This is a genomic window from Streptomyces sp. NPDC040610 (assembly GCF_055594065.1).
Genome location: NZ_JBVIXA010000013.1, coordinates 171,569 through 198,313 on the forward strand (window position 1 = coordinate 171,569; position 26,745 = coordinate 198,313).

Here is a 26,745-nt window from a genome sequence, read left to right on the forward strand (position 1 = left end):
GATTACCTGAAGCGGGCGACGGCTGACCTGCGCGACGCCCGCCGCCGGGTGCGCGAACTGGAGGACAACCGCCAGGAGCCCATCGCGATCGTCGGCATGAGCTGCCGCTACCCGGGCGGCGTGACCACGCCCGAGGACCTGTGGCGCCTCGTGGCCGACGGCACCGACGCCATCTCCCCGTTCCCCACCGACCGCGGCTGGGACACGGACGAGCTGTTCGACCCGGACCCGGACAACCAGGGCACCAGCACCACCGCCGAGGGCGGCTTCCTCTACGACGCCCCCAGGTTCGACGCCTCCTTCTTCGGCGTCTCGCCGCGCGAGGCCCTCGCGATGGACCCCCAGCAGCGCCTCCTCCTGGAGACCGCCTGGGAGGCCATCGAGCGCGCGGGCATCGACCCGGTCTCGCTGCGCCGCAGCCGCACCGGTGTCTTCGCCGGTGTCATGTACTACGACTACGCGACCCGCCTGCATGCCCTGCCGGAAGGCGTCGAGGGCTACATCGGCACCGGCAACGCGGGCTCCGTCGTCTCCGGCCGCGTCGCCTACACCCTCGGCCTCGAAGGCCCCGCGGTGACCGTCGACACGGCCTGCTCGTCCTCCCTCGTCGCCCTGCACCTGGCTGCCCAGGCGCTGCGCCAGGGCGAGTGCACCCTCGCCCTCGCGGGCGGCGTCACCGTCATGCCCACAGCGGGCACCTTCGTCGACTTCAGCCGCCAGCGCGGCCTGTCGACGGACGGCCGCTGCAAGTCCTTCGCCGCCTCCGCCGACGGCACCGGCTGGGGCGAGGGCGCGGGCCTCCTGCTCCTCGAACGCCTCTCGGACGCCCGCCGCAACGGCCACAAGATCCTCGCCGTCGTCCGCGGCTCCGCCGTCAACCAGGACGGCGCGAGCAGCGGCCTCACCGCCCCCAACGGCCCGTCCCAGCAGCGCGTCATCCGCGACGCCCTCACCAGCGCCGGCCTGAAGCCGGGCGACATCGACGCCGTCGAGGCCCACGGCACGGGTACGACCCTCGGCGACCCCATCGAGGCCCAGGCCCTCATCGCCACCTACGGCAAGGACCGCTCCGAGGAACAGCCCCTGTGGCTCGGCTCGTTGAAGTCGAACATCGGCCACACCCAGGCCGCCGCCGGAGTCGGCGGCGTCATCAAAATGGTGATGGCCATGCGGCAGGGCGTCCTGCCGAAGACCCTGCACGTGGACGAGCCCACCCCCCAGGTCGACTGGGAGGCCGGGGCCGTCGAGCTCCTCACCGAGTCCCGCGACTGGCCGGGCCGCGAGGGCAGCGGGCCGCGCCGCGCGGGCGTCTCGTCCTTCGGCGTCAGCGGTACGAACGCGCACGTCATCGTGGAGCAGGCGCCGGGGGACGGGCCGGAGTCCGGCGAGGCCGGGAAGGCTGAGCCCGGGAAGGCTGGGGCTGGAGAGGCTGTCGCGCCTTCGGCTTCTTCGGTCGTGTCGGGCGTGGTCCCGCTGGCGTTGTCGGCGAAGTCGCCGGAGGCGTTGCGGGCGCAGGCGGGACAGGTGCGGGAGCTGCTTCTCGCCGAGGGTGGTCTTCAACTGGGCAATGTGGCCTGGTCGTTGGCGGTCGCGCGGTCCCGCTTCGAGCACCGGGCCGTTGTCCTCGGCGGCGACCGGGACGAGCTGCTCTCCGGGCTTGCCGAGCTGGCCGAGGGCGACGCGACTGCCAAGAGCGTGGTCACTGGGCGGGCGCTGGGCGGATCGGTCCGGCCGGTGTTCGTGTTCCCGGGGCAGGGGTCGCAGTGGGCTGGGATGGCCCGTGAACTCCTCGACTCCAGCCCTGTGTTCGCGGAGCGGATGAGGGAGTGCGGTGACGCGCTTTCGGAGTTCGTCGAGTGGGATCTCTTCGACGAGCTGAGCGGGGACAACTTCGACCAGGTGGACGTGGTCCAGCCGGTCCTGTTCGCCGTGATGGTGTCGTTGGCCGAGGTGTGGCGTGCGGCGGGTGTGGAGCCCGCCGCCGTCGTCGGGCACAGCCAGGGCGAGATCGCCGCCGCCTGTGTCGCGGGTGCTTTGACCCTGCAGGATGCGGCGCGTGTCGTGGCGCTGCGGAGCCTCGCCATTCGTGAACTGTCGGGCAAGGGCGGCATGGTGTCCGTACCGCTGCCCGAGCAGCAGGTACGTGAGCTGATCACCGCCTGGGACGGCCGGATCGAGCTTGCCGCTGTGAACGGCCCCGCCCAGGTGGTCGTTTCCGGCGAGCCCGAGGCCCTGGAAGAGCTGGTCGCCCAGTGCGTCGCCCAGGACATTCGCGCCCGCACGATCCCGGTGGACTACGCCTCGCACTCCTCCTACGTGGAGCAGATCGAGGCCCAGACAGCCCAGACGCTGGCTTCGGTGACCCCGCAGGCGGCGCGAATCCCGCTGTACTCCACCCTGACCGGCGAGTGGCTGGACGCCGACACCCCGATGGATGCCGGGTATTGGTACCGCAACCTCCGCCAGACGGTCCTCTTCGAGCACGCCACCCGCGGCCTCCTCGTCGAAGGCCACAGCCTGTTCGTCGAGATGAGCCCGCACCCGGTGCTCACCGTCCCGGTGCAGGCCACCATCGACGCCACCGACAGCCCCGCGGCCACCCTGGGCTCCCTGCGCCGCGACGAAGGCGGCGCCGACCGCCTCGCCGCCTCCCTCGCCGAAGCGCACGCCCACGGCGCGGAGCTGGACTGGAAGGCCCTCTTCCCCGGCACCCGCACGACCGTCGACCTGCCCACGTACCCCTTCCAGCGCGACCACTACTGGATGGTGGCCCCGGACGACGACACGGACGACGAGGCCGCCGCGCTGAGCGTGGACGAGGTCGAGTCGCGGTTCTGGGAGGCCGTGGAGCGCGAGGACCTGGAGCAGCTGACGTCCACGCTCGTCGACGTGGACGAGCGTTCGCTGAGCGAGGTCCTGCCGGGGCTCGCGTCCTGGCGGCGGCAGCGGCGCGAGCGGTCCACGCTCGACAGCTGGCGCTACCGGGTCACCTGGAAGCCGCTGCCGAGCGGGCCTCCGGCCGCCGCGCTCTCGGGCCGCTGGCTCGTCGTCGTACCGGAGAGCGCCGCGGAGCAGCAGTGGGCGGCGGGCGCCGTCGACGCGCTGGCGCGTGCCGGTGCGGAGGTCGCGGAACTGGCCGTGTCCTCGCTGGAGTTGACGCGTGAGACGCTGGCCGAGCGCCTGCGGCAGGCGGTGACGGCCGACGGCACGGAGCCCGCCGGTGTCGTGTCCCTCCTCGGGCTCGACTCGTCCGCGCACGCGGAGCAGCCGGGCGTGCCCGTCGGCCTCGCGGGCACGGTCGCCCTGGTGCAGGCCCTCGGTGACGCCGGGATAGCGGCGCGCGTGTGGGCGGTGACCTCCGGTGCCGTGTCCGTCGGGCGCAGCGACCGCCTGGAAAGCCCCGCCCAGGCGCAATTGTGGGGTCTCGGCCGGGTCGTGGCCCTGGAGCACCCGGACCGCTGGGGCGGCCTGATCGACCTGCCGCAGGCGTACGGCGAGCGTGCCGCATCGCGGTTCGCGGCGGCCCTGGCGGGCGCGAACGCGGGCTCGGACTCGGATTCCGGTGCGGGCGTGGGTTCCGGCGTCGAGGACCAGCTCGCGGTGCGGGACACGGGTGTCTTCGTGCGCCGCTTCGTGCGCGCCCCCCTGGAGACCGGCACGGGTGCGGGGCCGGAGTGGTCGCCGCGCGGCACGGCGCTGGTCACCGGTGGTACCGGTGCGATCGGTGGGCATGTGGCGCGCTGGCTGGCCCGCGAGGGTGTCGAGCACCTGGTCCTGACGAGCCGTCGTGGCCCGGACGCCCCGGGCGCCGCCGAGCTGAAGGCCGAGCTGGAGGAGCTGGGTGCCGAAGTCACCCTCGCGGCCTGCGACATCGCCGACCGTGACGCGGTCGCCGGACTCCTGGAGGGCCTGGCCGCCGACGGTCGCACCCTGCGCTCCGTGTTCCACGCGGCAGGCGTGAGCCCGGCGTACACCGTCGAGGACATGACCCCCGCCGACATCGCGGAGGTGTTCGGTGCGAAGACGGCCGGTGCCACGCACCTGGACGAACTCCTCGACAGCGACGCGCTGGACGCGTTCGTGCTGTTCTCGTCCAACTCCGGTGTGTGGGGCGGCGGTGGTCAGGGCGCGTACGCGGCGGCCAACGCCTACCTCGACGCGCTCGCCGAGGCCCGCCGCGCGCGCGGCCTGAGTGCCACCTCCGTCGCCTGGGGCGCCTGGGGCGGCAGCGGCATGGCGGCGGCCGAGGAGGCCGAGGAGCATCTGCGGCGCCGGGGTGTGACGGCGATGGCGCCGGAGCGTGCGGTGGCGGCTCTCGCGCAGGCGGTCGCGTACGACGAGACGTTCCTGGCCGTGGCGGACGTGGACTGGGAGCGGTTCGTGCCCTCGTTCACGTCGGTGCGGCCGAGCCCGTTCCTCGGGGACCTGCCGGAGGTGCGGCGGGCGCTCGCCGGGCCCGAGACGGCGGTCGCGTCGCCGACGCGGGGCTCGGGCACGGGCTCGGAGTGGGCCGACCGGCTCACGGGTCTCGCGGAGCGCGAGCAGGAGCGGCTGTTGCTGGACCTGGTGCGCGGGCAGGCGGCCTCGGTGCTCGGCTACGCGGGCGCGGAAGCCGTCGAACCCGGGCGTGCCTTCCGCGAGTTGGGCTTCGACTCGCTGACCGCCGTCGAGGTGCGCAACCGCCTCGCCGCCGCGACCGGCCTGAAGCTCCCCACCACCCTCGTCTTCGACTACCCGACGTCAGCCGTCCTCGCGGGCCACCTGCGGGCGCAGTTGACGGGCGACAGCAAGCCGGGCGCGGCACCGAGCGGGACGGTCGTCCAGGCCGGAACGGGCGCCGGAGCCGAGGACGACCCGATCGTCATCGTCTCGATGAGCTGCCGCTACCCCGGCGGCGCCACCAGCCCCGACGCCCTGTGGCGCCTGGTCTCCGACGGCACCGACGCCATCTCCGTCTTCCCCGCCGACCGCGGCTGGGGCCCCGACGGACTCTTCCAGCCCGAGGAGGGCCGCGCCGCCGAGGCGAGCTTCGCCGCGCAGGGCGGATTCCTCTACGACGTCTCCGAGTTCGACGCCGGACTCTTCGGCATCTCGCCGCGCGAGGCCCTGGCCATGGACCCGCAGCAGCGGCTCCTCCTGGAGACCTCCTGGGAGCTGTTCGAGCGCGCGGGCATCGCTCCGTCGGCCCTGCACGGCAGCAGCACCGGCGTCTTCGTCGGCGCCTGCGCCCAGGGCTGGTCCGCGGGCCTGGCCAACGCGCCCGAAGGCGTCGAGGGCTACCTCATGACGGGCGACGCCACCAGCGTCATCTCCGGCCGCCTCTCGTACTCCTTCGGCCTGGAGGGCCCGGCGGTGACGGTGGACACGGCGTGCTCGTCGTCCCTGGTCGCCCTGCACCTGGCCGCTCAGGCCCTGCGGCAGGGTGAGTGCGACATGGCGCTCGCGGGCGGTGTGACCGTCATGGTCAGCCCGGCGGCCTTCCACGAGTTCAGCCGCCAGCGCGGCCTCGCCGCCGACGGCCGCTGCAAGCCCTTCGCGGAGGCCGCCGACGGCACCGGCTGGGGCGAGGGCGTCGGCCTCCTCCTCCTGGAGCGCCTGTCCGACGCCCAGCGCAACGGCCACGAAGTCCTCGCGGTCGTCCGTGGCTCCGCGATCAACCAGGACGGTGCCAGCAACGGCCTGACCGCCCCGAACGGCCCGTCCCAGCAGCGCGTCATCCGCGCCGCCCTCACCGGTGCCGGACTCACCGGCGCCGACGTCGACGCCGTCGAGGCCCACGGCACGGGCACCACGCTCGGCGACCCCATCGAGGCCCAGGCGCTCCTCGCCACCTACGGCCAGGAGCGCCCCGCCGAGCAGCCACTGTGGCTCGGCTCCATCAAGTCCAACATCGGCCACACCCAGTCCGCCGCGGGCGTCGCCGGAATCATCAAGATGGTCATGGCGATGCGCGAAGGCGTCCTGCCGCAGTCCCTGCACGTGGACGAGCCGAGCACGCACGTCGACTGGTCGGCCGGTGCCGTGGCGCTGCTCGACGAGGCGCGTGCCTGGCCGGAGGCCGGGCGCCCCCGCCGCGCGGGCGTGTCCTCGTTCGGCGTGAGTGGCACCAACGCCCACGTCATCGTCGAGCAGGCACCGGCGGCCGAGCCCACGGCCGCGGCCGAGCCGGTCACCGGCACGCCCACGACCGCCCTGCCCTGGCTGGTGTCGGGCCGCAACGCCGACGCGCTGCGCGCCCAGGCCGACCGCCTCCGCGAGCACGCCGTCACGCACACCGACGCCGACCCGGTCGCCGTCGGCTGGTCCCTCCTCTCGGGCCGCTCCGCCCTCGAACACCGCGCCGTCGTCCTCGGCCGGAGCCGCGAGCAGTACCTGACCGGCCTGGAGGCACTGGCCTCCGGCGGACCGGGAGTGGTGTCGGGCTCGGTGGTCGAGGGACGGCTCGGGGTTGTCTTCACCGGACAGGGCAGTCAGCGGGTCGGTATGGGCCGGGAGTTGTACGAGGCGTTCCCTGTGTTCGCCGATGTGCTGGACGAGGTGTGTGCGCACCTGGACGGGCTGCTGGAGCGTCCGTTGAAGGACGTCATGTTCGGCACGGATGCCGACATCTTGGAGCGGACCGAGTACGCGCAGCCCGCGCTGTTCGCCGTCGAGGTGGCGCTCTACCGCCTGGCCGAGTCCTTCGAGGTGCGGCCGGAGGTGGTCGGTGGGCACTCCATCGGTGAGCTGGCCGCCGCGTACGTGGCCGGGCTGTGGTCCCTCGAAGATGCGGCTCGACTGGTCGCCGCGCGCGGTCGGTTGATGCAGGCCTTGCCCGAGGGCGGGGGCATGCTGGCGGTGCAGGCCGCTGAAGCGGACGTACTGCCGTTGCTGGATGGTCTCTCCGAGAGCGTGGGCGTGGCGGCCGTGAACGGGCCGTCGCAGGTGGTGCTCTCCGGTGACCGCACGGCTCTGGAGGGTCTGGAGGAGAAGCTTCGCGGTGAGGGCCGCAAGGTGCGGTGGCTGAAGGTGTCGCATGCCTTCCACTCGCCGCTCATGGACCCGGTTCTGGAGGGCTTCCGTGCGGTGGCCGAGAAGCTGACGTACCAGGACACCACCTTGCCGGTGGTGTCGAACCTGACCGGTCAGCTCGCCACCCCGGACGAGCTGAAGGACCCCGAGTACTGGGTCCGCCACATCCGTGAGGCCGTCCGCTTCCACGACGGACTCGCCACCTTCGCCGCGCAGGGTGTGTCCAGCCTCTTCGAGCTGGGCCCGGACTCCGTGCTGACGGCGATGGCGCACGACACCGTCACGGACCCGGACGCGCAGGCCGGACTCGTCGCGGCGGTGCGCAAGGACCGGCCGGAGCAGGACACCTTCCTCGCCGCGCTGGCGCAGCTGTACGTGCGCGGAGTCGACGTCGACTGGGCGCCGCTGTACGCCATGGCCGGGACCCGTCGGCGCGTGGACCTGCCCACGTACGCCTTCCAGCGGCGGCGCTACTGGCCGAGTGCGGCCGTCGGCTCGGTCGGCGACGTGTCGGGTACGGGGCTCGCCTCGGCCGGGCACCCGCTCCTCGGGGCGGCCGTGCCGCTCGCGGGCACGGACGGGTACCTGTTCACGGGTCGTCTGTCGGTGGCCACGCATCCGTGGCTGGCGGATCATGCTGTGGGCGGGCAGGTGTTGCTGCCGGGGACCGCGTTCGTCGAGCTGGCCGTGCGGGCCGGTGACGAGGTGGGCTGCGGGGTCCTTGAGGAGCTGACGTTGGCGGCTCCGCTGGTGCTGCCGGAGCGTGGCGCCGTGCAGTTGCAGGTCGGCGTCGGCGCCGCGGACGACGACGGGCGGCGGAGCGTCGCCCTGCACTCCCGCGAAGAGCGTGACGACTACGCGGACGACGGCGGGTGGACCGCCCACGCGAGCGGTGTCCTCTCCGACGCCGGACAGCCGCAGGCCGGGTTCCGGCTCGCCGAATGGCCGCCGCGCGACGCCGCCGAGGTCGACGTCGAGGACCTGTACCGGCACCTGACGGAGCTGGGCTTCGCCTATGGCGACGCCTTCCAGGGACTGCGCGGAGCCTGGCGGCGCGGCGACGAGGTCTTCGCCGAGGTCGCCCTGCCGGAGGAGCAGCACCAGAACGCCGAGTCGTTCCGGCTGCACCCCGCCCTCCTGGACGCGGCCCTGCACGTGCTCGGTCTCGGCGTCCTCCGCGACGACACGGAGGCCGACGGCGAAAGCGGCGGCCCCCGGCTGCCGTTCGCCTGGACCGGCGTCTCGCTGCACGCGACCGGCGCCTCCGCCCTGCGCGTCCGGCTGACCCCGGCCGACAACGGCGGCGTGGCGCTCGCCGTCGCCGACGGACTCGGCGACCCGGTCGCCACTGTGGACTCCCTGGTGTTCCGGCCTGTCGAGGTGGACCGGCTCGGCGCGGGGGCCGCCGACGACTCGATGTTCCATGTCGCCTGGCAGCGGCAGGCCGTGGCGCCCGCCGAGCAGGTGCCGTCGGCGCAGCTCGGCACGGGCGGGACGGTGCCCGGGGCGTCGGCCTTCGCGGACCTCGCGGCGCTGGGTGCCGCGGTGGACGCGGGGGAGGAGGCTCCGGAGGCGGTGGTGTGGTCGGCCGGGGCAGCGCCGGTCGACGGGGGCCGCGACGGCTCTGCTGCCGTCGACGGCAGCGACGTCCTCGTACGGCCGGAGTCCGTTTCCGCCGCGCTGGCCGAAGCTCTCGCCGTGGTGCAGGACTGGCTCGCCGACGAGCGGTTCGCCGACGCACGGCTCGCCGTGGTGACGCGGGGCGCGGTGGCCGCCGGGGACACGGTGGCCGACCCGCTCGGTGCCGCGGTGTGGGGGCTGGTGCGATCGGCACAGTCCGAGCACCCGGGGCGGTTCGTGCTCGTGGACGCCGACGCGGATGCGGACGGAGGCGTGGTCGCCGAGTCGTCCCTGGCCGCCGTCCTTGCCTCGGGCGAGCCCGAGGTGGCGCTGCGGGGCGGTGAGGTGTGGGTGCCGCGACTGGCGCGCGTCGCCGGGGCCCCGGCCGGGGAAGCAGCCGCTCCGGCCGCGGAGGTGACCGCTCCGTTCGGCGCGGGCACCGTCCTCGTCACCGGCGCCTTCGGTGGCCTGGGGTGCGTCGTGACGCGTCACCTCGCCGAGGAGCACGGCGTACGCGACCTCCTCCTGGTCTCGCGGCGCGGCAACGACGCGGCCGGAGCCGCGGAACTTACCGCGGAACTCGCCGAGTTGGGCGTCGACGCCACCGTGGCCGCGTGCGACATCGCCGACCGCGACGCGCTGCGCGCCCTCCTTGAGCGGACCGGCGGCGAGCTGTCGGCGGTCGTCCACGTGGCGGGCGTACTCGACGACGGTGTGATCACATCCCTGACGCCCGAGCGCCTGGACACGGTCCTGCGTCCGAAGGTGGACGCCGCGCTGCACCTGCACGAGCTGACGGCCGGCCTGGACCTGTCCGCGTTCGTCCTGTTCTCCTCCGCCGCCGGAGTCCTCGGCGGCGCCGGACAGGCGAACTACGCGGCGGCGAACGCCTTCCTGGACGCCCTCGCGGCCACCCGCCGGGCCCAGGACCTGCCCGCGACCTCCCTCGCCTGGGGCCTGTGGGCGCAGGGCAGCGACATGACCGGCAAGCTCGCCGACGCCGACCTGGAGCGCATGGCGCGCGGCGGCGTCGCCGCACTGTCCACGCGGGAGGGCCTGGCCCTCCTGGACACCGCAGTGACCCTGACCGCACCGCCGCACGCGACGGCCCCCGCCGCGCTCGTCCCGCTCCGCCTGGACACCTCGTCCCTGCGGGCCACCGCGGGCACGGACGCCGAGGCGGTCCCGGCGCTGCTGCGCGGCCTGGTCCGCGCCCCCCTGCGGCGGACCGCCGCCGGTGCCACGACGAGCGCCCCCACCGGCCAGGCCACGCTCCTCGCCCAGCTCGCCGGGCTTGACGCGGCCGAGCGCGACAAGGTGCTCACCGAACTGGTCTGCACGCACGTCGCGGCGGTCCTCGGCTACGAGTCCGCGGCCGCCGTGGAGGCCCACCGCGCCTTCCGCGAGCTGGGCTTCGACTCCCTCACGGCCGTCGAACTGCGCAACGCCGTGAACGGAGCCACCGGCCTGCGCCTGCCCGCCACCCTGATCTTCGACTACCCGAACCCGGCCGCCCTCGCGGCCCACCTGGCCACCGCCCTTCCCCTGGGCGAGGGACCGGGCGGCGGCGGACCCTCGGTGCTCGACGAACTGGACCGCCTGGAGTCGTCGCTCCTTGCGATGGAGGCGGACGGCGGCATCGTCCACTCGAAGATCACCATCCGGCTCCAGACCCTGCTCTCGCGGTGGAGCGCACCCCAGGGCCAGGGCCCCGCGGGCACGGGCCCGCAGGACGACGACCTGGACCTGGACGCCGTATCGGACGAGGAACTCTTCAACGCGCTCGACGACGAACTCGGAATCGACTGACGTGCCTCGATCCCCGGGAGCACCTGAAGCCCCGCAAGCAGCCGAAGTCCCCGCAGTACCCGAAGCAATCGACCGCACGACCAGCGCCACCAGCGCGGCCTTTATCAACACCACGAGGAGCTGACGACCAGATGTCGAACGAGGAGAAGCTTCGGGATTACCTCAAGCGGACGACATCCGACTTGCGTCAAGCTCGTCGCCGTCTGCGCGAGGTGGAGGAGCGGGACCAGGAGCCCATCGCCATCGTGTCGATGAGCTGCCGCTACCCCGGTGGCGTCCGCACCCCGGAGGAGCTGTGGCAGCTCGTCTCCGAGGGCACCGACGCCCTGACCCCCTTCCCCACCGACCGGGGCTGGGACGCGGACGCGCTGCACGACCCGGACGGCGACGACACCCCCTACGCCCGCGTGGGCGGATTCCTGCACGACGCCGACCGGTTCGACGCCCCGTTCTTCGGCATCTCGCCCCGCGAGGCGCTCGCCACCGACCCGCAGCAGCGCCTGCTCCTGGAGACCTCCTGGGAGCTGTTCGAGCGCGCGGGCATCGACCCGGCCTCGCTGCGCGGCAGCCACACCGGCGTCTTCGCCGGCGTCATGTACCACGACTACGCCTCCCGGCTGCACTCCGTGCCCGAGGACGTCGAGGGCTACCTCGGCACCGGCGCGTCCAGCAGCATCGTGTCCGGCCGCGTCGCCTACACCTTCGGCCTTGAGGGCCCGGCTGTCACCGTCGACACGGCCTGCTCGTCCTCGCTGGTCGCCCTGCACCTGGCCATCCAGGCGCTGCGCCAGGGCGAGTGCTCCCTCGCCCTCGCGGGCGGCGTCACCGTGATGTTCACGCCCGGCACGTTCGTCGACTTCAGCAAGCAGCGCGGCCTCGCCTCCGACGGCCGCTGCAAGCCGTACGCCGACGCGGCGGACGGCACCGGCTGGGGCGAGGGCGCGGGCCTGCTCCTCCTGGAGCGCCTCTCGGACGCGCGCCGCAACGGCCACCAGGTCCTCGCGGTCGTCCGTGGTTCCGCCGTGAACCAGGACGGCGCGAGCAACGGCCTGACCGCCCCCAACGGCCCCTCCCAACAGCGAGTCATCCTCCAGGCCCTCGCCAACGCCCACCTGGCCCCCGAGCAGATCGATGCCGTCGAGGGCCACGGCACCGGCACGACCCTCGGCGACCCCATCGAGGCCCAGGCCCTGATCGCCACCTACGGCCAGGACCGCCCCGCCGACCGCCCGCTGTGGCTCGGCTCGGTGAAGTCCAACCTCGGCCACACGCAGGCCGCCGCCGGTGTCGCGGGCATCATGAAGATGGTCCTGGCGATGCGGGCGGGCGTCCTGCCCCAGACCCTGCACGTCGACGAGCCGAGCACGCACGTCGACTGGTCCGTCGGCGCCGTGGAACTCCTGACCGAGGCCCGCGCCTGGTCGGAGCGCGAGGACGGCGTGCCGCGCCGCGCCGGTGTCTCGTCCTTCGGCGTGAGCGGTACGAACGCCCACGTCATCGTGGAACAGGCCCCTGCGGAGGAGCCCGCCGAGGCCCCCGACACCCCTGCCGCCCCCACGCCTGCCACCGCCCTCCCGTGGCTGGTGTCGGCCCGCACCGCCGACGCACTGGGCGCACAGGCCGCCAAGCTCCGCGAGCACGTGGCCGCCCGCACCGACCTCGACCCCGTCGACGTCGGCTGGACCCTCATGTCGGCCCGCGCCCTGCACGAGCACCGCGCGGTCGTGTTCGGCCAGGACCGGGAGCAGTTCCTCACCGGCCTGGAGGCACTGGCGTCCGACGGCCCCGCGGTTGTCTCGGGCTCGGTGGCCGAGGGCCGTCTCGGCGTTGTCTTCACCGGCCAGGGCAGCCAGCGGGTCGGTATGGGGCGTGAGCTGTACGAGACGTTCCCGGCCTTCGCCACGGCCCTGGACGAGGTGTGCGCGCACCTGGACGGGCACCTGGAACGCCCCCTGAAGGACGTCATGTTCGGCTCGGACGCCGAGCTGTTGGAGCAGACGGGGTACACGCAGCCCGCGCTGTTCGCCGTCGAGGTGGCCCTCTACCGCCTGGTCGAGTCCTTCGGGGTCCGGCCGGAGATCGTCGGTGGCCACTCCATCGGCGAGCTGACGGCCGCGTATGTGGCCGGGCTGTGGTCCTTGGAGGACGCGACTCGACTGGTCGCCGCGCGTGGCCGGTTGATGCAGTCCCTGCCCGAGGGCGGGGGCATGCTCGCGGTCCAGGCCGCCGAGGCCGAGGTGCTGCCGCTCCTTGAAGGCTTGGAGGACCGTGTCGGTCTGGCCGCCGTCAACGGGCCGTCGCAGGTGGTGCTCTCCGGTGACCGCGCGGCCCTGGAGGGCCTGGAGGAGAAGCTGCGTGGCGAGGGCCGCAAGGTCCGCCGGCTGAAGGTCTCGCATGCCTTCCACTCGCCCCTGATGGACCCGATCCTGGACGAGTTCCGCGCGGTCGCGCAGGGCCTCGCGTACCAGGACCCGAAGCTGCCCGTCGTCTCCAACGTCACGGGTGAACTCGCGGAGTCCGCCCAGCTGAAGGACCCCGACTACTGGGTCCGCCACATCCGCGAGGCCGTCCGCTTCCACGACGGACTCGCCACCCTCACCGGCTTCGAGGCGTCCACGCTCCTCGAACTCGGCCCGGACGCCGTCCTGACGGCGATGGCGCACGACACCCTCACCGACCCGGCCGCCCAGGCCGGACTCGTCGCGGCCGCCCGCAAGGACCGCTCCGAGCCCGACACCTTCCTCACCGCCCTCGCGCAGCTGCACGTGCGCGGCATCACGGTCGACTGGACGCCGCTGTACGCCCCCGTCGAGTCCCGCGACCGCGTCGACCTGCCCACGTACGCCTTCCAGCACCAGAGCTACTGGCTGCACGCCCCGGCCCTCACCGGCGACGTCACCTCGGCCGGACTCACCGACGCCGACCACCCGCTGCTCGGCGCGGCCGTCCAGGTCGCCGGGAGCGACGCCCGGCTCTTCACGAGCCTGCTGTCGGTCGACGCGCACCCCTGGCTCGCCGACCACGTCGTCGCCGACCGGACGCTCCTGCCCGGCACGGCCTTCGTCGAACTGGCCGTGCGCGCCGGTGACGAGGTCGGCTGCGACCTGCTCGAAGAGCTGATCCTCGAAGCCCCGCTCGTCCTGCCCGACGACGGCACCGGCGTCCAGCTCCAGCTGTGGGTCGAGGAGCCCGACGCCACCGGGCGCCGCCCCTTCACCCTGCACTCGCGGCGCCAGAACGACGTCCCCGACGAGCCGTGGACCCGGCACGCGGCCGGTGTGCTCGCCGCCGCCGACCCGGCGGACACGCGGCCCGCGGGCGCCGACACGGGCCTCGCCCAGTGGCCGCCGACCGGCGCCGTCGCCGTGGACACCGCCGAGCTGTACGCGGGCTTCGCCGCCGCGGGCCTCGGCTACGGCCCCGCCTTCCAGGGCGTCCAGGCCGCCTGGCGCCTCGGCGACGAGGTGTTCGCCGAAGTCGCCCTCGCGGACGGACAGCGCGACGACGCGAGCGCGTACGCGCTGCACCCGGCGCTCCTCGACGCGAGCCTGCACGGCCTCGCCCTGACCACCGTCGGCGACGACGACACGGCGGGCGCCCGGCTGCCGTTCTCCTGGACCGGCGTGACCCTGTACGCGACCGGCGCCTCCGCGCTGCGCGTCCGCCTCACGCCCGCCGCGTCCGGCGCCGTGTCCCTCACCCTCGCCGACGCCTCCGGCGAACCCGTCGCCACCGTCGACTCCCTGGTCCTGCGCGCCCTCGCGGCCGGGGAACTGGACGCAGCATCCGGCGACGACGACTCGCTGTTCCGCGTCGACTGGACCGTGGTGTCCGCGCCCGCGCCCGCCACGAGCGGCCCCTACGCCGTCCTCGGCACCGACGAACTGGGCCTGCGCGCCGCACTGGCCGCCACCGGCGCGCCGGTCACCGCCTACGCCGACGTGGCAGCCCTGGCCGCCGCCGTGCGCGACGGCGCCGCGCTGCCCGAGTCCGTCTTCGTGACCCGCGTCGGCGCCACCGACGGCGGCGACACCGCCGGATCCGTACGCGCCTCCCTGTACGACACGTTGGGCGTCGTGGGGGAGTGGCTGGCGTTCGAGGACGGCGCCGACTCACGACTCGTCGTGGTGACCTCCGGCGCCGTGGGCGTCGGCTCCGGCGACGTGGTGTCGGGCGCGGGCGTGGTCGACGCGCCCGTGTGGGGCCTGGTGCGTTCCGCGCAGTCGGAGAACCCGGGGCGTCTCGTCCTGGTGGACGTCGACGGCGGCGAGCAGGCGCTCGCGCTGGTGCCGGGGGCGCTCGGTCTGGACGAGCCGCAGGTGGCGGTGCGCGGGGACGTGGTGTGGGTGCCGCGGCTCGCGCGGGCCGTCGGCGGTGTCCTGGAGGTGCCCGCCGGTGAGTCCTGGCAGTTGGGCGTCACCGGCCGGGGCACCCTGGAGAACCTGGCGCTGCTGCCCGTGGCCGACGACGCCGACGAGTTCGGCGGCAGGACCCTCGCGGCGGGCGAGGTGCGGGTCTCCGTACGCGCCGCCGGTGTGAACTTCCGCGACGCCCTCATCGCGCTCGGCATCTACCCCGGCGCGGCCCAGATGGGCACCGAAGGCGCGGGCGTCGTCGTCGAGGTCGGCCCCGGCGTGACGGACCTGACCGTCGGCGACCGCGTGCTCGGACTCATCGACGGCGGCTTCGGGCCGCTGGCGGTCGCCGACGCCCGCATGCTGGCGCCGATGCCCCAGGGCTGGTCCTTCGCGCAGGCCGCCGCCGTACCGACGGTGTTCCTCACCGCGTACTACGCCCTGCGGGACCTGGCCGCCCTGGAAGCGGGCGAGTCCGTCCTCGTGCACGCCGCCGCCGGTGGTGTGGGCATGGCCGCCACGCAGCTCGCCCGGCACTTCGGCGCCGAGGTCTACGGCACGGCGAGCACCGGCAAGTGGGACGTGCTCCGCGCGTCCGGCATCGAGGACGCGCGCATCGCCTCCTCGCGCACCCTCGACTTCGAGGCGTCCGTGCTCGCGGCCAGCGACGGCCAGGGTGTGGACGTGGTTCTGAATTCCCTCGCGCGGGAGTTCGTGGACGCGTCGCTGCGGTTGCTGCCGCGTGGCGGCCGGTTCGTGGAGATGGGCAAGACCGACCTCCGCGACCCCAGCGCCGTGGCCGACGCCCACCCGGGCGTGGAGTACCGCAACTTCGACCTCGCCGAACTGTCCCCCGACCGCGTCCAGGAGATGCTGGCGGAGGTCCTGGAACTGTTCGAGCGGGGTGTGCTGACGCCGCTGCCCGTCAAGGCGTGGGACGTACGGCGGGCGCCGGAGGCCTTCCGCTTCCTGAGCCAGGCCCGGCACGTCGGCAAGGTCGTCCTGACGCTGCCGCCCGTCTTCGACGCGCGGGGCACGGTGCTCGTCACCGGAGCCCTTGGCGGTCTCGGCCGGGTCGTGGCCCGGCATCTGGCGGGGCGGCACGGGGTGCGGGACCTGCTGCTGGTGTCGCGTCGGGGTGAGGACACCCCGGGTGCGGGTGAAGTGCGCGCCGAGCTGGAGGAGTTGGGCGCTTCGGTCACGATCGCGGCATGCGATGTCGCCGACCGCACGGCACTTGAGACGCTCCTTGGGTCTGTACGTGATGACCTTGGCGCGGTCGTGCATGTGGCGGGTGTGGTGGACGACGGTGTGTTGACGTCGCTGACGCCGGAGCGGTTGGACACGGTGCTGCGTCCGAAGGTGGACGCGGCGGTCAACTTGCATGAGCTGACGGTGGGTCTGGATCTGTCGGCGTTTGTGTTGTTCTCGTCGGCTGCGGGTGTGCTGGGCAGTGCGGGGCAGGCCAACTACGCGGCTGCGAATGCCTTCCTGGATGCTCTGGCTCAGCATCGCCGTGCTCAGGGTCTGCCTGCGACGTCTCTCGCGTGGGGTTTGTGGGCGGACCAGGGCGGTATGGCCGGAGCGCTGGCGGACGAGGACATCGACCGGATGAACCGGGCCGGTGTCGCCGCCCTGTCGGCCGAGGAAGGTCTCGCGCTCCTCGACGCCTCCCTCGCGCAGCCCGACGGCGCCCTCGTCCCGATGAAGCTGCACCTCGACACGCTCCGCCGCCAGTTCGGCGCGGACGTGCCCCCGCTCTTCCGCGCCCTCATCCGCGGCGGCGGGCGTACCCGCCGCGTGGTCGAGTCCGGACCCGCGGCGGCCGGGACCTCGCTCGCCGACCAACTGACCGCGCTGGCCCCCGAGAACCGAGAGCGCGCCCTCCTCGACCTCGTCCGCGCCCAGGTGGCCGCCGTGCTCGGCTACGCCTCCGGCGACGACGTGGCGCCCACCAAGGCGTTCAAGGAGCTGGGCTTCGACTCGCTGACCTCCGTCGAACTCCGCAACCGCCTCAACTCCGCGACCGAACTGCGGCTGCCCGCCAGCCTCGTCTTCGACTACCCGACGCCCAAGGTCCTCGCCCAGTACCTCGGCACCGAGATCCTCGGCGACCTCGCGGCCGCCCCGGGCGCGGCCGCCGGCCGCAGCGCGCAGGTGGCGGTCGCGGCCCAGGACGAGCCCATCGCCATCGTCGCGATGAGCTGCCGCTTCCCCGGCGGCGTCCACACCCCCGAAGACCTGTGGCGGCTGCTCACCGACGGCGAAGAGGCCATCACCGAGTTCCCGGAGGGCCGCGGCTGGGACACCGCGTCCCTCTACGACCCCGACCCCAACCGCGTCGGCACCAGCTACGCCCGCGAGGGCGGATTCCTGCACGACGCGGGCGAGTTCGACGCCTCCTTCTTCGGCATCTCGCCCCGCGAGGCCCTCGCCATGGACCCGCAGCAGCGCCTGCTCCTGGAGACCTCCTGGGAGGCCATCGAGCGCGCCGGAATCGACCCCGCCACGCTGCACGGCAGCCCCACGGGCGTCTTCGCCGGACTCATCTACCACGAGTACGGCTCCCAGCTCGCGAGCGTCCCCGAGGACCTCGGCGGCTACCTCGGCACCGGCAGCTCCGGCGCCATCGCGTCGGGCCGCATCTCGTACTCCTTCGGCCTCGAAGGACCGGCCGTCACCGTCGACACGGCCTGCTCCTCCTCCCTCGTCGCCCTGCACCTCGCCGCGCAGGCGCTGCGCCAGGGCGAGTGCTCGCTGGCCCTCGCGGGCGGTGTGACGGTCATGCCCACGGCGGGCACCTTCCTGGAGTTCAGCCGCCAGCGCGGCCTGGCCCCCGACGGCCGCTGCAAGCCGTTCGCGGCCGCCGCCGACGGCACCAGCTGGGGCGAGGGCGTGGGCATGCTCGTCCTGGAGCGCCTGTCCGACGCCCAGCGCAACGGCCACCAGGTCCTCGCGGTCGTACGAGGCTCCGCGATCAACCAGGACGGCGCGAGCAACGGCCTGACCGCGCCGAACGGCCCGTCCCAGCAGCGCGTCATCACCCAGGCCCTCGCCAACGCCCGCCTCACCACCACGGACGTGGACGCGGTCGAGGCCCACGGCACCGGCACGCCCCTCGGTGACCCCATCGAGGCGCAGGCCCTCATCGCCACGTACGGCAAGGAGCGCCCGGCCGACCGGCCGCTGCTCCTCGGTTCCGTGAAGTCCAACATCGGCCACACGCAGGCCGCCGCCGGTGTCGCCGGTGTCATCAAGATGGTCATGGCGATGCGCCACGGCGTCCTGCCGCGCACGCTGAACATGGACGCGCCGACCCCCGAGGTCGACTGGTCGGCGGGCACCGTGGAACTCCTGGCGGAGTCCCGTGCCTGGCCCGAGCGTGACGGCGGCGCGCCGCGCCGCGCGGGCGTGTCCTCGTTCGGCGTCAGCGGCACGAACGCGCACGTGATCCTGGAGCAGGGCCCGGCGGCCGCGGAGCCGGAGGCCGCCGATGGCGCGCCGTCGCCGGTGCTCGCGGGCGTCGTACCGCTGGCGCTCTCGGCGAAGAACGAGGGCGCGCTGCGGGACCAGGCCGCGCGCCTCCGGGACCACCTGATCGCGGGCGAAGGCCTCGAACTGGGCGATGTGGCCTGGTCGTTGGCGGTCGCGCGGTCGCGGTTCGAGTACCGGGGCGTCGTCCTCGGCCGGGACCGGGACGAGCTCCTCACCGGGCTCGCCGAGCTGGCCCAGGACGACGCGAGCGCGCAGAACGTGGTCACAGGGCGCGCGCAGGGAGGCACGGTCCGCCCGGTGTTCGTCTTCCCCGGGCAGGGCTCCCAGTGGGCCGGGATGGCCCGTGAACTCCTCGACGCCTCACCGGTGTTCGCGGAGCGGATGCGGGAGTGCGGTGACGCGCTTTCGGAGTTCGTCGAGTGGAATCTCTTCGACGAGCTGAGCGGGGACAACTTCGACCAGGTGGACGTGGTCCAGCCGGTCCTGTTCGCCGTGATGGTCTCCCTGGCCGCCACCTGGCAGGCCGCCGGTGTCGAACCCGCCGCCGTCGTTGGCCACAGCCAGGGCGAGATCGCCGCCGCGTGCGTCGCGGGTGTGCTGAGCCTGCGGGATGCCGCTCGTGTGGTGGCCCTGCGGAGCCTGGCGATTCGTGAGCTGTCCGGCAAGGGCGGCATGGTGTCCGTACCGCTGCCCGAGGCCGACGTGCGCGAGCTGATCACCGCCTGGGACGACCGCATCTCGGTCGCCGCCGTCAACGGCCCCGCCCAGGTCGTCGTCTCCGGTGAGCCGGACGCGCTGGAGGAGCTGGTCGCGCAGTGCGTGGCCCGCGATGTCCGCGCCCGCACCATCCCCGTCGACTACGCCTCGCACTCCGCGTACGTCGAGCAGATCGAGGCCCAGACGGCCGAGGCCCTGGCCGGGGTGACCCCGCAGGCCGCCGAGGTCCCGCTGTACTCGACCCTGACCGGGGAGTGGCTGGACGCCGACACCCCGATGGATGCCGGGTATTGGTACCGCAACCTCCGCCAGACCGTCCTCTTCGAGCACGCCACCCGCGGGCTCATCACCGAGGGCCATGACCTGTTCCTGGAGATGAGCCCGCACCCGGTGCTCACCGTCCCCGTCCAGGCCACCATCGAGGCCGCCGGGCGCGAGGGCGCGGCCGCGTCCCTCGGCTCCCTGCGCCGCGACGAAGGCGGCGCCGACCGCCTCGCCGCCTCCTTCGCCGAGGCCCACGCCCACGGCGCCGAACTGGACTGGAAGGCGCTCTTCCCGGGCGCCCGTACCACCGTCGACCTGCCCACGTACGCCTTCCAGCGTCAGCACTACTGGCTCCTGTCCCCGGAGCAGGAGGCGGGTGCCGAGCCCGCCCCGGTCGTGGACGAGGTGGAGGCACGCTTCTGGGAGGCCGTGGAGCGCGAGGACCTGGCGGGCCTCGCGGCCGAGCTGGAGGTGGCGGACGGTTCCGCCGCCGGGCTCGGCGAGGTCCTGCCCGTCCTGTCGTCGTGGCGGCGGCAGCGGCGTGAGAAGTCCACCGTGGACAGCTGGCGCTACCGGGTCACCTGGAAGTCGCTGGCGAGCGGCGCGCTGCCCGGGCCGGTCCTGACGGGCCGCTGGCTCGTCGTCGTACCGGAGGAGGCCGCCGCGCACCCGTGGACCGCGGGCGTCACCGACGCGCTGGCGCAGGCCGGTGCGGAGGTCGCCGAAGTCCGCGTGAGCGGCGCGGAGTTGAACAGGGAGGCGCTGGCCGGGCGGCTGCGCGAGGAGATCACCGGCACCCCCGACGGGTCGGAGCCCGTCGGCGTGGTGTCCCTGCTGGCCCTCGCCGAGGACCCGCACCCGGAGCAGCCCGTGCTGCCCGCCGGTCTCGCGGGCTCCGTGGCGCTCGTCCAGGCCCTGGGCGACGCCGGGACCGACGCGAAGCTGTGGGTGATCTCCAGCGGCGCCGTCTCCACCGGACGCAACGACCAGGTGGAGAGCCCCGCCCAGGCGCAGACCTGGGGCCTCGGCCGCGTCGTGGCCCTGGAGCACCCCGAGCGCTGGGGCGGCCTCGTCGACCTGCCCGCCACGCCCGACAGCCGCGCCGCGGCCCGGCTCGCCGGGATCCTCGCGGGCGTCGGCGACGAGGACCAGCTCGCCGTGCGCGGCTCCGGGGTCTTCGTACGCCGCCTCGTCCGCGCCGAGCCCACCGCGGCCACGAAGGACAAGGCCGCCGCGTCCGCGCAGGACAGGTGGACCCCCCGCGGCACCGTCCTCATCACCGGCGGCACCGGCGCCCTCGGCCCCCACATGGCCCGCTGGCTCGCCCGCGAGGGCGCCGAGCACCTCGTCCTGACCAGCCGCCGCGGCCCGGACGCGCCCGGCGCCGCCGAACTCCGCGCCGAACTGGAGGACCTCGGCGTCCAGGTCACCATCGCGGCCTGCGACGTCGCCGACCGCGACGCCGTCGCCACGCTGCTCGACCGGCTCACCGCAGACGGCCACACCCTGCGCGCCGTCATCCACGCGGCCGCGCTCATCGAGCTGGCGCCGATCGCCACCACCACGCTCGACGAGTTCGCCGAGATCGTCGCCGCGAAGGTCGCGGGCGCCGTCGTCCTCGACGAACTCCTGGACGACGTGCAGCTCGACGCGTTCGTGCTGTTCTCGTCCATCGCGGGCGTCTGGGGCAGCGGCGACCACGCCGCGTACGCCGCCGCCAACGCGCACCTCGACGCCCTCGCCGAGCACCGCAGGGCGCGCGGACTGACCGCGACCTCCATCGCCTGGGGCGTGTGGAACGTCGTCAACCCGTACCTGAGCGGCAGCGCGCCCATCGACGTCGACCCGGAGCAACTGCGCCGCCAGGGCCTGCCGTTCCTCGACCCGGACCTCGCGTTCGCGGGCATGCGGCAGACCCTCGACGACGACGAGACGTTCCTGGCGCTCGCCGACGTGGACTGGGACCAGTTCGTGCCCGTGTTCACCTCGCGGCGCGCCCGCCCGCTCCTCGCCGACCTGCCCGACGCCCAGCGCGTCCTCGCGGCCCAGGGCGGCACCGAGGCGGAGGCGGACGGCGGCGACACGTCGTCCAAGGCGGCCGCGCTGCGGGAGCGCCTGACCGGCCTCGCCGGACCCGAGCAGAACCGGATCCTGCTCGACCTCGTCCTCACCCACGCGGCCGCGGTGCTCGGCTACGAGTCAGCGCAGGCCCTCGACCCCGAGCGGGCCTTCCGCGAGTTCGGCTTCGACTCGCTCACCGCCGTCGACCTGCGCAACCGGCTCGGCGCCGCCACCGGCCTCAAGCTGCCCACCACGGTCGTCTTCGACCACCCCAACGGCACCGCCCTGGCCGCGTTCCTGCGCACCCAGGTCCTCGGCGCCGACAAGGCCGCCACCGCGGCGCCGGTCGCACCTGTCGCCGCGGCCACCGACGAGCCCATCGCCATCGTCGCGATGAGCTGCCGCTACCCCGGTGGCATCAGCAGCCCCGAGCGCATGTGGGAGGTCCTGGAAGGGCGCGCCGACGTCGTCGGCGGCTACCCCGCCAACCGCGGCTGGGACATCGCCCACCTCTACGACCCGGACCCGGAGACCCCCGGTACCACCACGACCAGGGGCGGCGGCTTCCTGCACGACGCGGGCGCCTTCGACCCGGCCTTCTTCGGCATCTCGCCGCGCGAGGCCCTGGCCATGGACCCGCAGCAGCGCCTGCTCCTGGAGACCTCCTGGGAGGCGTTCGAGCGCGCCGGGGTCGACCCGCGCGCGGTCCGCGGCGAGGCCGCCGGAGTGTTCGTCGGCACCAACTACCAGGACTACGGCACCGGCCCCGGCCAGGTGTCCGCCGGATCCGAGGGCCACATCCTCACCGGCAGCGCGCCCAGCGTCATCTCCGGGCGCATCGCCTACACCTTCGGCCTGGAGGGCCCGGCCGTCACCGTCGACACGGCCTGCTCGTCGTCGCTCGTCGCCATGCACCTGGCGGCCCAGGCGCTGCGCCAGGGCGAGTGCTCCCTCGCGCTCGCCGGAGGCGTCGCCGTCATGTCGTCGCCCGGCGCGCTGATCGCCTTCAGCCAGCAGCGCGGCCTCGCCGACGACGGCCGCTGCAAGGCCTTCGCGGCCGCCGCCGACGGCATGGGCATGGCCGAGGGCGTCGGTATGGTGCTCCTGGAGCGCCTGTCCGACGCCCAGCGCAACGGCCACAAGGTCCTCGCCGTCGTCCGCGGCTCCGCGATCAACCAGGACGGCGCCAGCAACGGCCTCACCGCCCCGAACGGCCCGTCCCAGCAGCGCGTCATCCGTGCCGCCCTCGCCAACGCCCGCCTCACACCCGCCGACGTCGACGCCGTCGAGGCCCACGGCACCGGCACGACCCTCGGCGACCCCATCGAGGCCCAGGCCCTGCTCGCCACCTACGGGCAGGAGCGCCCGGAGACCGGCGAACCCCTGTGGCTGGGCTCCATCAAGTCCAACATCGGGCACAGCCAGGCCGCGTCCGGCGTCGCGGGCGTCATGAAGATGGTCCTCGCCATGCACCACGGCGTACTGCCCCAGACCCTCCACATCGACGAGCCGACCCCCGAGGTCGACTGGACCGAGGGTGCCGTCGAGCTGCTGACCGAGGCCCGGGACTGGCCCGCACGGGGCGACGCGCCCCGCCGCGCCGGTGTCTCCTCCTTCGGCATGAGCGGTACGAACGCCCACGTCATCCTGGAACAGCTCCCGGCCGCCGAGCAGCCGGGGCCCGTCGGGGCCGACAGCGACGACGGTGCTGCCGTGCCGTCGCCGGTGGTGGCCGGGGTCGTGCCGCTGGCCCTCTCGGCGAAGACCGAGGGCGCCCTGCGGGACCAGGCCGCGCGCCTGCGGGAACACCTCGTCACGCGGGGCAGCCTCGAACTGGGCGATGTGGCTTGGTCGTTGGCGGTGTCGCGGTCGCGGTTCGAACACCGGGGCGTCGTCCTCGGGCGGGACCGGGACGAACTGCTTGCCGGGCTCGAAGCGCTGACTCAGGAGGACGCGGCGGCCACGCAGGTGGTGTCAGGTCGGGCCCTGGGTGGCATCGTCCGGCCGGTGTTCGTGTTCCCGGGGCAGGGGTCGCAGTGGGCCGGGATGGCCCGTGAACTGCTTGACTCCAGCCCGGTGTTCGCGGAGCGGATGCGGGAGTGCGCGGAGGCCCTGTCCGAGTTCGTGGACTGGGACCTGTTCGCGGAGCTGAGCGGGGACAACTTCGACCGGGTGGATGTGGTCCAGCCGGTGTTGTTCGCGGTGATGGTGTCGCTGGCTGCCACGTGGCAGGCGGTTGGAGTTCAGCCCGCTGCTGTGGTGGGTCACAGCCAGGGTGAGATCGCCGCCGCCTGTGTGGCGGGTGCGTTGTCGCTGCGGGACGCGGCTCGTGTGGTGGCCCTGCGGAGCCTCGCCATTCGTGAGCTGTCGGGCAAGGGCGGGATGGTGTCCGTGCCGCTTCCCGAGCAGGAGGTCCGGGAGCTGATCGCCGCCTGGGACGGCCGGATCGAACTCGCTGCCGTGAACGGTCCGGCCCAGGTCGTCGTCTCGGGCGAGCCGGAGGCGCTGGAGGAACTGGTCGCCCAGTGCGTGGCCCAGGACATCCGTGCGCGGACGATCCCGGTGGACTACGCCTCGCATTCCTCGTACGTGGAGCAGATCGAGGCCCAGATCGGCGAGGCCTTGGCCGGGGTGACCCCGCAGGCCGCCGAGGTGCCGCTGTTCTCGACGCTCACGGGGGAGTGGCTGGACGCCGACACCCCGATGGATGCCGGGTATTGGTACCGCAACCTGCGCCAGACGGTCCTCTTCGAGCACGCCACCCGAGGCCTGCTGGCCGAGGGTCACGGCCTGTTCCTGGAGATGAGCCCCCACCCGGTGCTCACCGTCCCGGTGCAGGCGACCATCGACGCGACCGACAGCCCCGCCGTCACCCTCGGCTCCCTGCGTCGCGACGAAGGCGGCGCCGACCGCCTCGCCGCCTCCCTCGCCGAGGCACACGTGCACGGCGCCGAGTTGGACTGGGCAGCCCTCTACCCGGGCGCCCACGCCACCGTCGACCTCCCCACCTACGCCTTCCAGCGCGACCACTACTGGCTGCTCGCCCCGCAGGAGGAGGAGCGGCCGGAAGGCGCGCCGCTCGCCACCGACGAGGTGGAATCGCGGTTCTGGGACGCCGTGGAGCGCGAGGACCTGGAAGGCCTCGCGGCCGAGCTGGACGTGGCCGACGGCCCCGCCGCCGAGCTGGGCGCGGTCCTGCCCGCCCTCTCGTCCTGGCGGCGGCAGCGACGCGAGCGGTCCACGCTCGACAGCTGGCGCTACCAGGTCGCCTGGGAGCCCCTCGCGGGCGAGCTTCCGGCCGCCGGTCCGACGGGCCGCTGGCTGGTCGTCGTACCGGAGGAGTCGTCGGATCCCGGTGCCGCCGGGCCGCTCGCGTGGACCGCGGCCGTCACCGAGGCCCTGGCGCGCTCCGGCGCCCAGACGGCCGAACTCCGCGTCGCCGCAGGCGGGATGACGCGCGAGGCACTGGCCGAGCGGCTGCGCGAGCACGCCGCCGGACCGGACGCGGAACTGTCCGGTGTGCTCAGCCTCCTCGCCCTCGACGGGTCCGCGCCCGCCGACCAGCCGGGCGTATCCGCCGGTCTCGCCGGCACCTTCACCCTCGTGCAGGCCCTCGGCGACGCCGGGATCGGCGCGCGGATGTGGGCGGTGACCAGCGGCGCCGTCGCCACCGGTCCCGCCGACCACGCCGCCCTGCCCGCGCAGGCGCAGGTGTGGGGCCTCGGCCGGGTCGCGGCCCTGGAGTGCCCCGACCGCTGGGGCGGCCTCGTCGACCTGCCGCAGGACCCCGACCAGCGGGCCCTGTCCCAGCTCGTCGGGATCCTCGCCGGTGCCGGGGACGAGGACCAGCTCGCGGTGCGGCAGTCGGGCGTCCTCGTGCGCCGGTTCGTGCGGGCGCCGCTCGGCGCGGGCGCGACACCGCAGTGGACGGCACGCGGCACGGCGCTCGTCACCGGCGGTACGGGTGCGATCGGCGGGCATGTCGCCCGCTGGCTGGCCCGCGAGGGCGTCGAGCACCTGGTGCTCACCAGCCGTCGCGGCCCGGACGCCCCCGGCGCCGGTGAACTCCAGGCGGAACTGGAGGAGCTGGGCGCCAAGGTGACCGTCGCGGCCTGCGACGTGGCCGACCGGGACGCCGTCGCCGGGCTCCTCGGCCGACTCGTCGAGGACGGGCACACGCTGCGCTCCGTGTTCCACGCGGCGGGCGTCGGCCAGGGCCAGCCCCTCGCGGAGACCACGGCCGCCGACATCGCCGCCGTCCTGGAGGCGAAGGTCGCGGGCGCCGCGCACCTGGACGCGCTGCTCGACACCGACGCGCTGGACGCGTTCGTGCTGTTCTCGTCCAACGCGGGCGTGTGGGGCAGCGGCAGCCAGGGCGCCTACGCGGCCGCCAACGCGCACCTCGACGCCCTCGCGGAGCGGCGCCGGGCGCGCGGCCTGACCGCCACCTCCGTGGCGTGGGGCCTGTGGGCCGGGGGCGGCATGGCCGGGGACGACGGCGAGGAGCAGTTCCGCCGCCGTGGCCTGCGGCCGATGGCACCGGACCTCGCGGTCGCCGCGCTCGCCCGGGCCGTCGCGCACGACGAGACGTTCGTGGCCGTCGCCGACCTGGACTGGGCGCGGTTCGCGCCCGCCTTCACCTCGGCGCGGACGAGCCCGTTCATCGGGGACCTGCCCGAGGTGCGCCGCTACACGCGGTCCCTGGCCGCCGAGCCGGAGGCCGACGCGGGCACCGGCGACGACGCGGCCGCCGGTCTGCGCCGCCGCCTGGCCCCGCTCACCGAGCCGGAGCGCGAGGTGATCCTGCTCGACATCGTGCGCACGCACGCGGCCGCCGTGCTCGGCTACACCGGAGCGGAGTCCGTCGACGCCCACCGCGCCTTCCGGGAGCTGGGCTTCGACTCCCTGACGGCCGTGGAGGTCCGCAACCGCCTCAACAAGGCCACGGGGCTGCGGCTGCCCGCCACCCTCGTGTTCGACTACCCGACGTCCGTCGTCCTGGCCCAGTACCTGCGTACGCAGCTGCTCCAGGACGACACCGCCGGGGTGGACTCCACCCTCCAGGAGCTGGACCGCCTGGAGGCGGGCCTCAGCTCCATCGCGCCCGACGACAGCGCCCGCATGCGCATCACGATGCGCCTGGAGGCACTGATGTCGAAGTGGAAGGGCGCGGACGCCGAGACGCCGGCCGACGGCGAGGAGGTCTCCTCGCGACTCGAGTCGGCGTCCGCCGATGAGGTCTTCGACTTCATCGACAAAGAACTCGGCATGTCTTGAATCAGCACAGCCTGAATCAGTCCGACCGGGCCGTGCAGCGGCCCGGTCGGCCCGACCGGTGCGGTTTTTCTTGTGACTACGCGAACAGGTGAGTTTCCGATGGCGGACCAGCAAAAGCTCCTCGACTACCTCAAGC

The 26,745-nt window shown here is 74.2% G+C and carries 2 protein-coding genes; both read left to right on the plus strand.

Translation table 11 applies throughout. The features are described 5' to 3' along the window. The first annotated feature begins 6 nt into the window (after window positions 1-6). Window positions 7-10,440, plus strand: coding sequence for a type I polyketide synthase (locus tag ACZ6AA_RS33710; protein ID WP_471462307.1), 10,434 nt, complete (start codon window positions 7-9; stop codon window positions 10,438-10,440). Window positions 10,441-10,571: 131 nt separating this feature from the next. Next, the gene (locus ACZ6AA_RS33715; RefSeq protein WP_471462303.1) at window positions 10,572-26,609 is read left to right on the plus strand and encodes a type I polyketide synthase; all 16,038 of its coding nucleotides are present in this window, start codon (window positions 10,572-10,574) and stop codon (window positions 26,607-26,609) included. Window positions 26,610-26,745: the final 136 nt, after the last annotated feature.

Bases quoted from the DNA above. Each gene is read 5' to 3' on its own strand.
- ACZ6AA_RS33715 (WP_471462303.1), top strand. From the start codon at position 10,572: ATGTCGAACGAGGAGAAGCTTCGGGATTACCTCAAGCGGACGACATCC.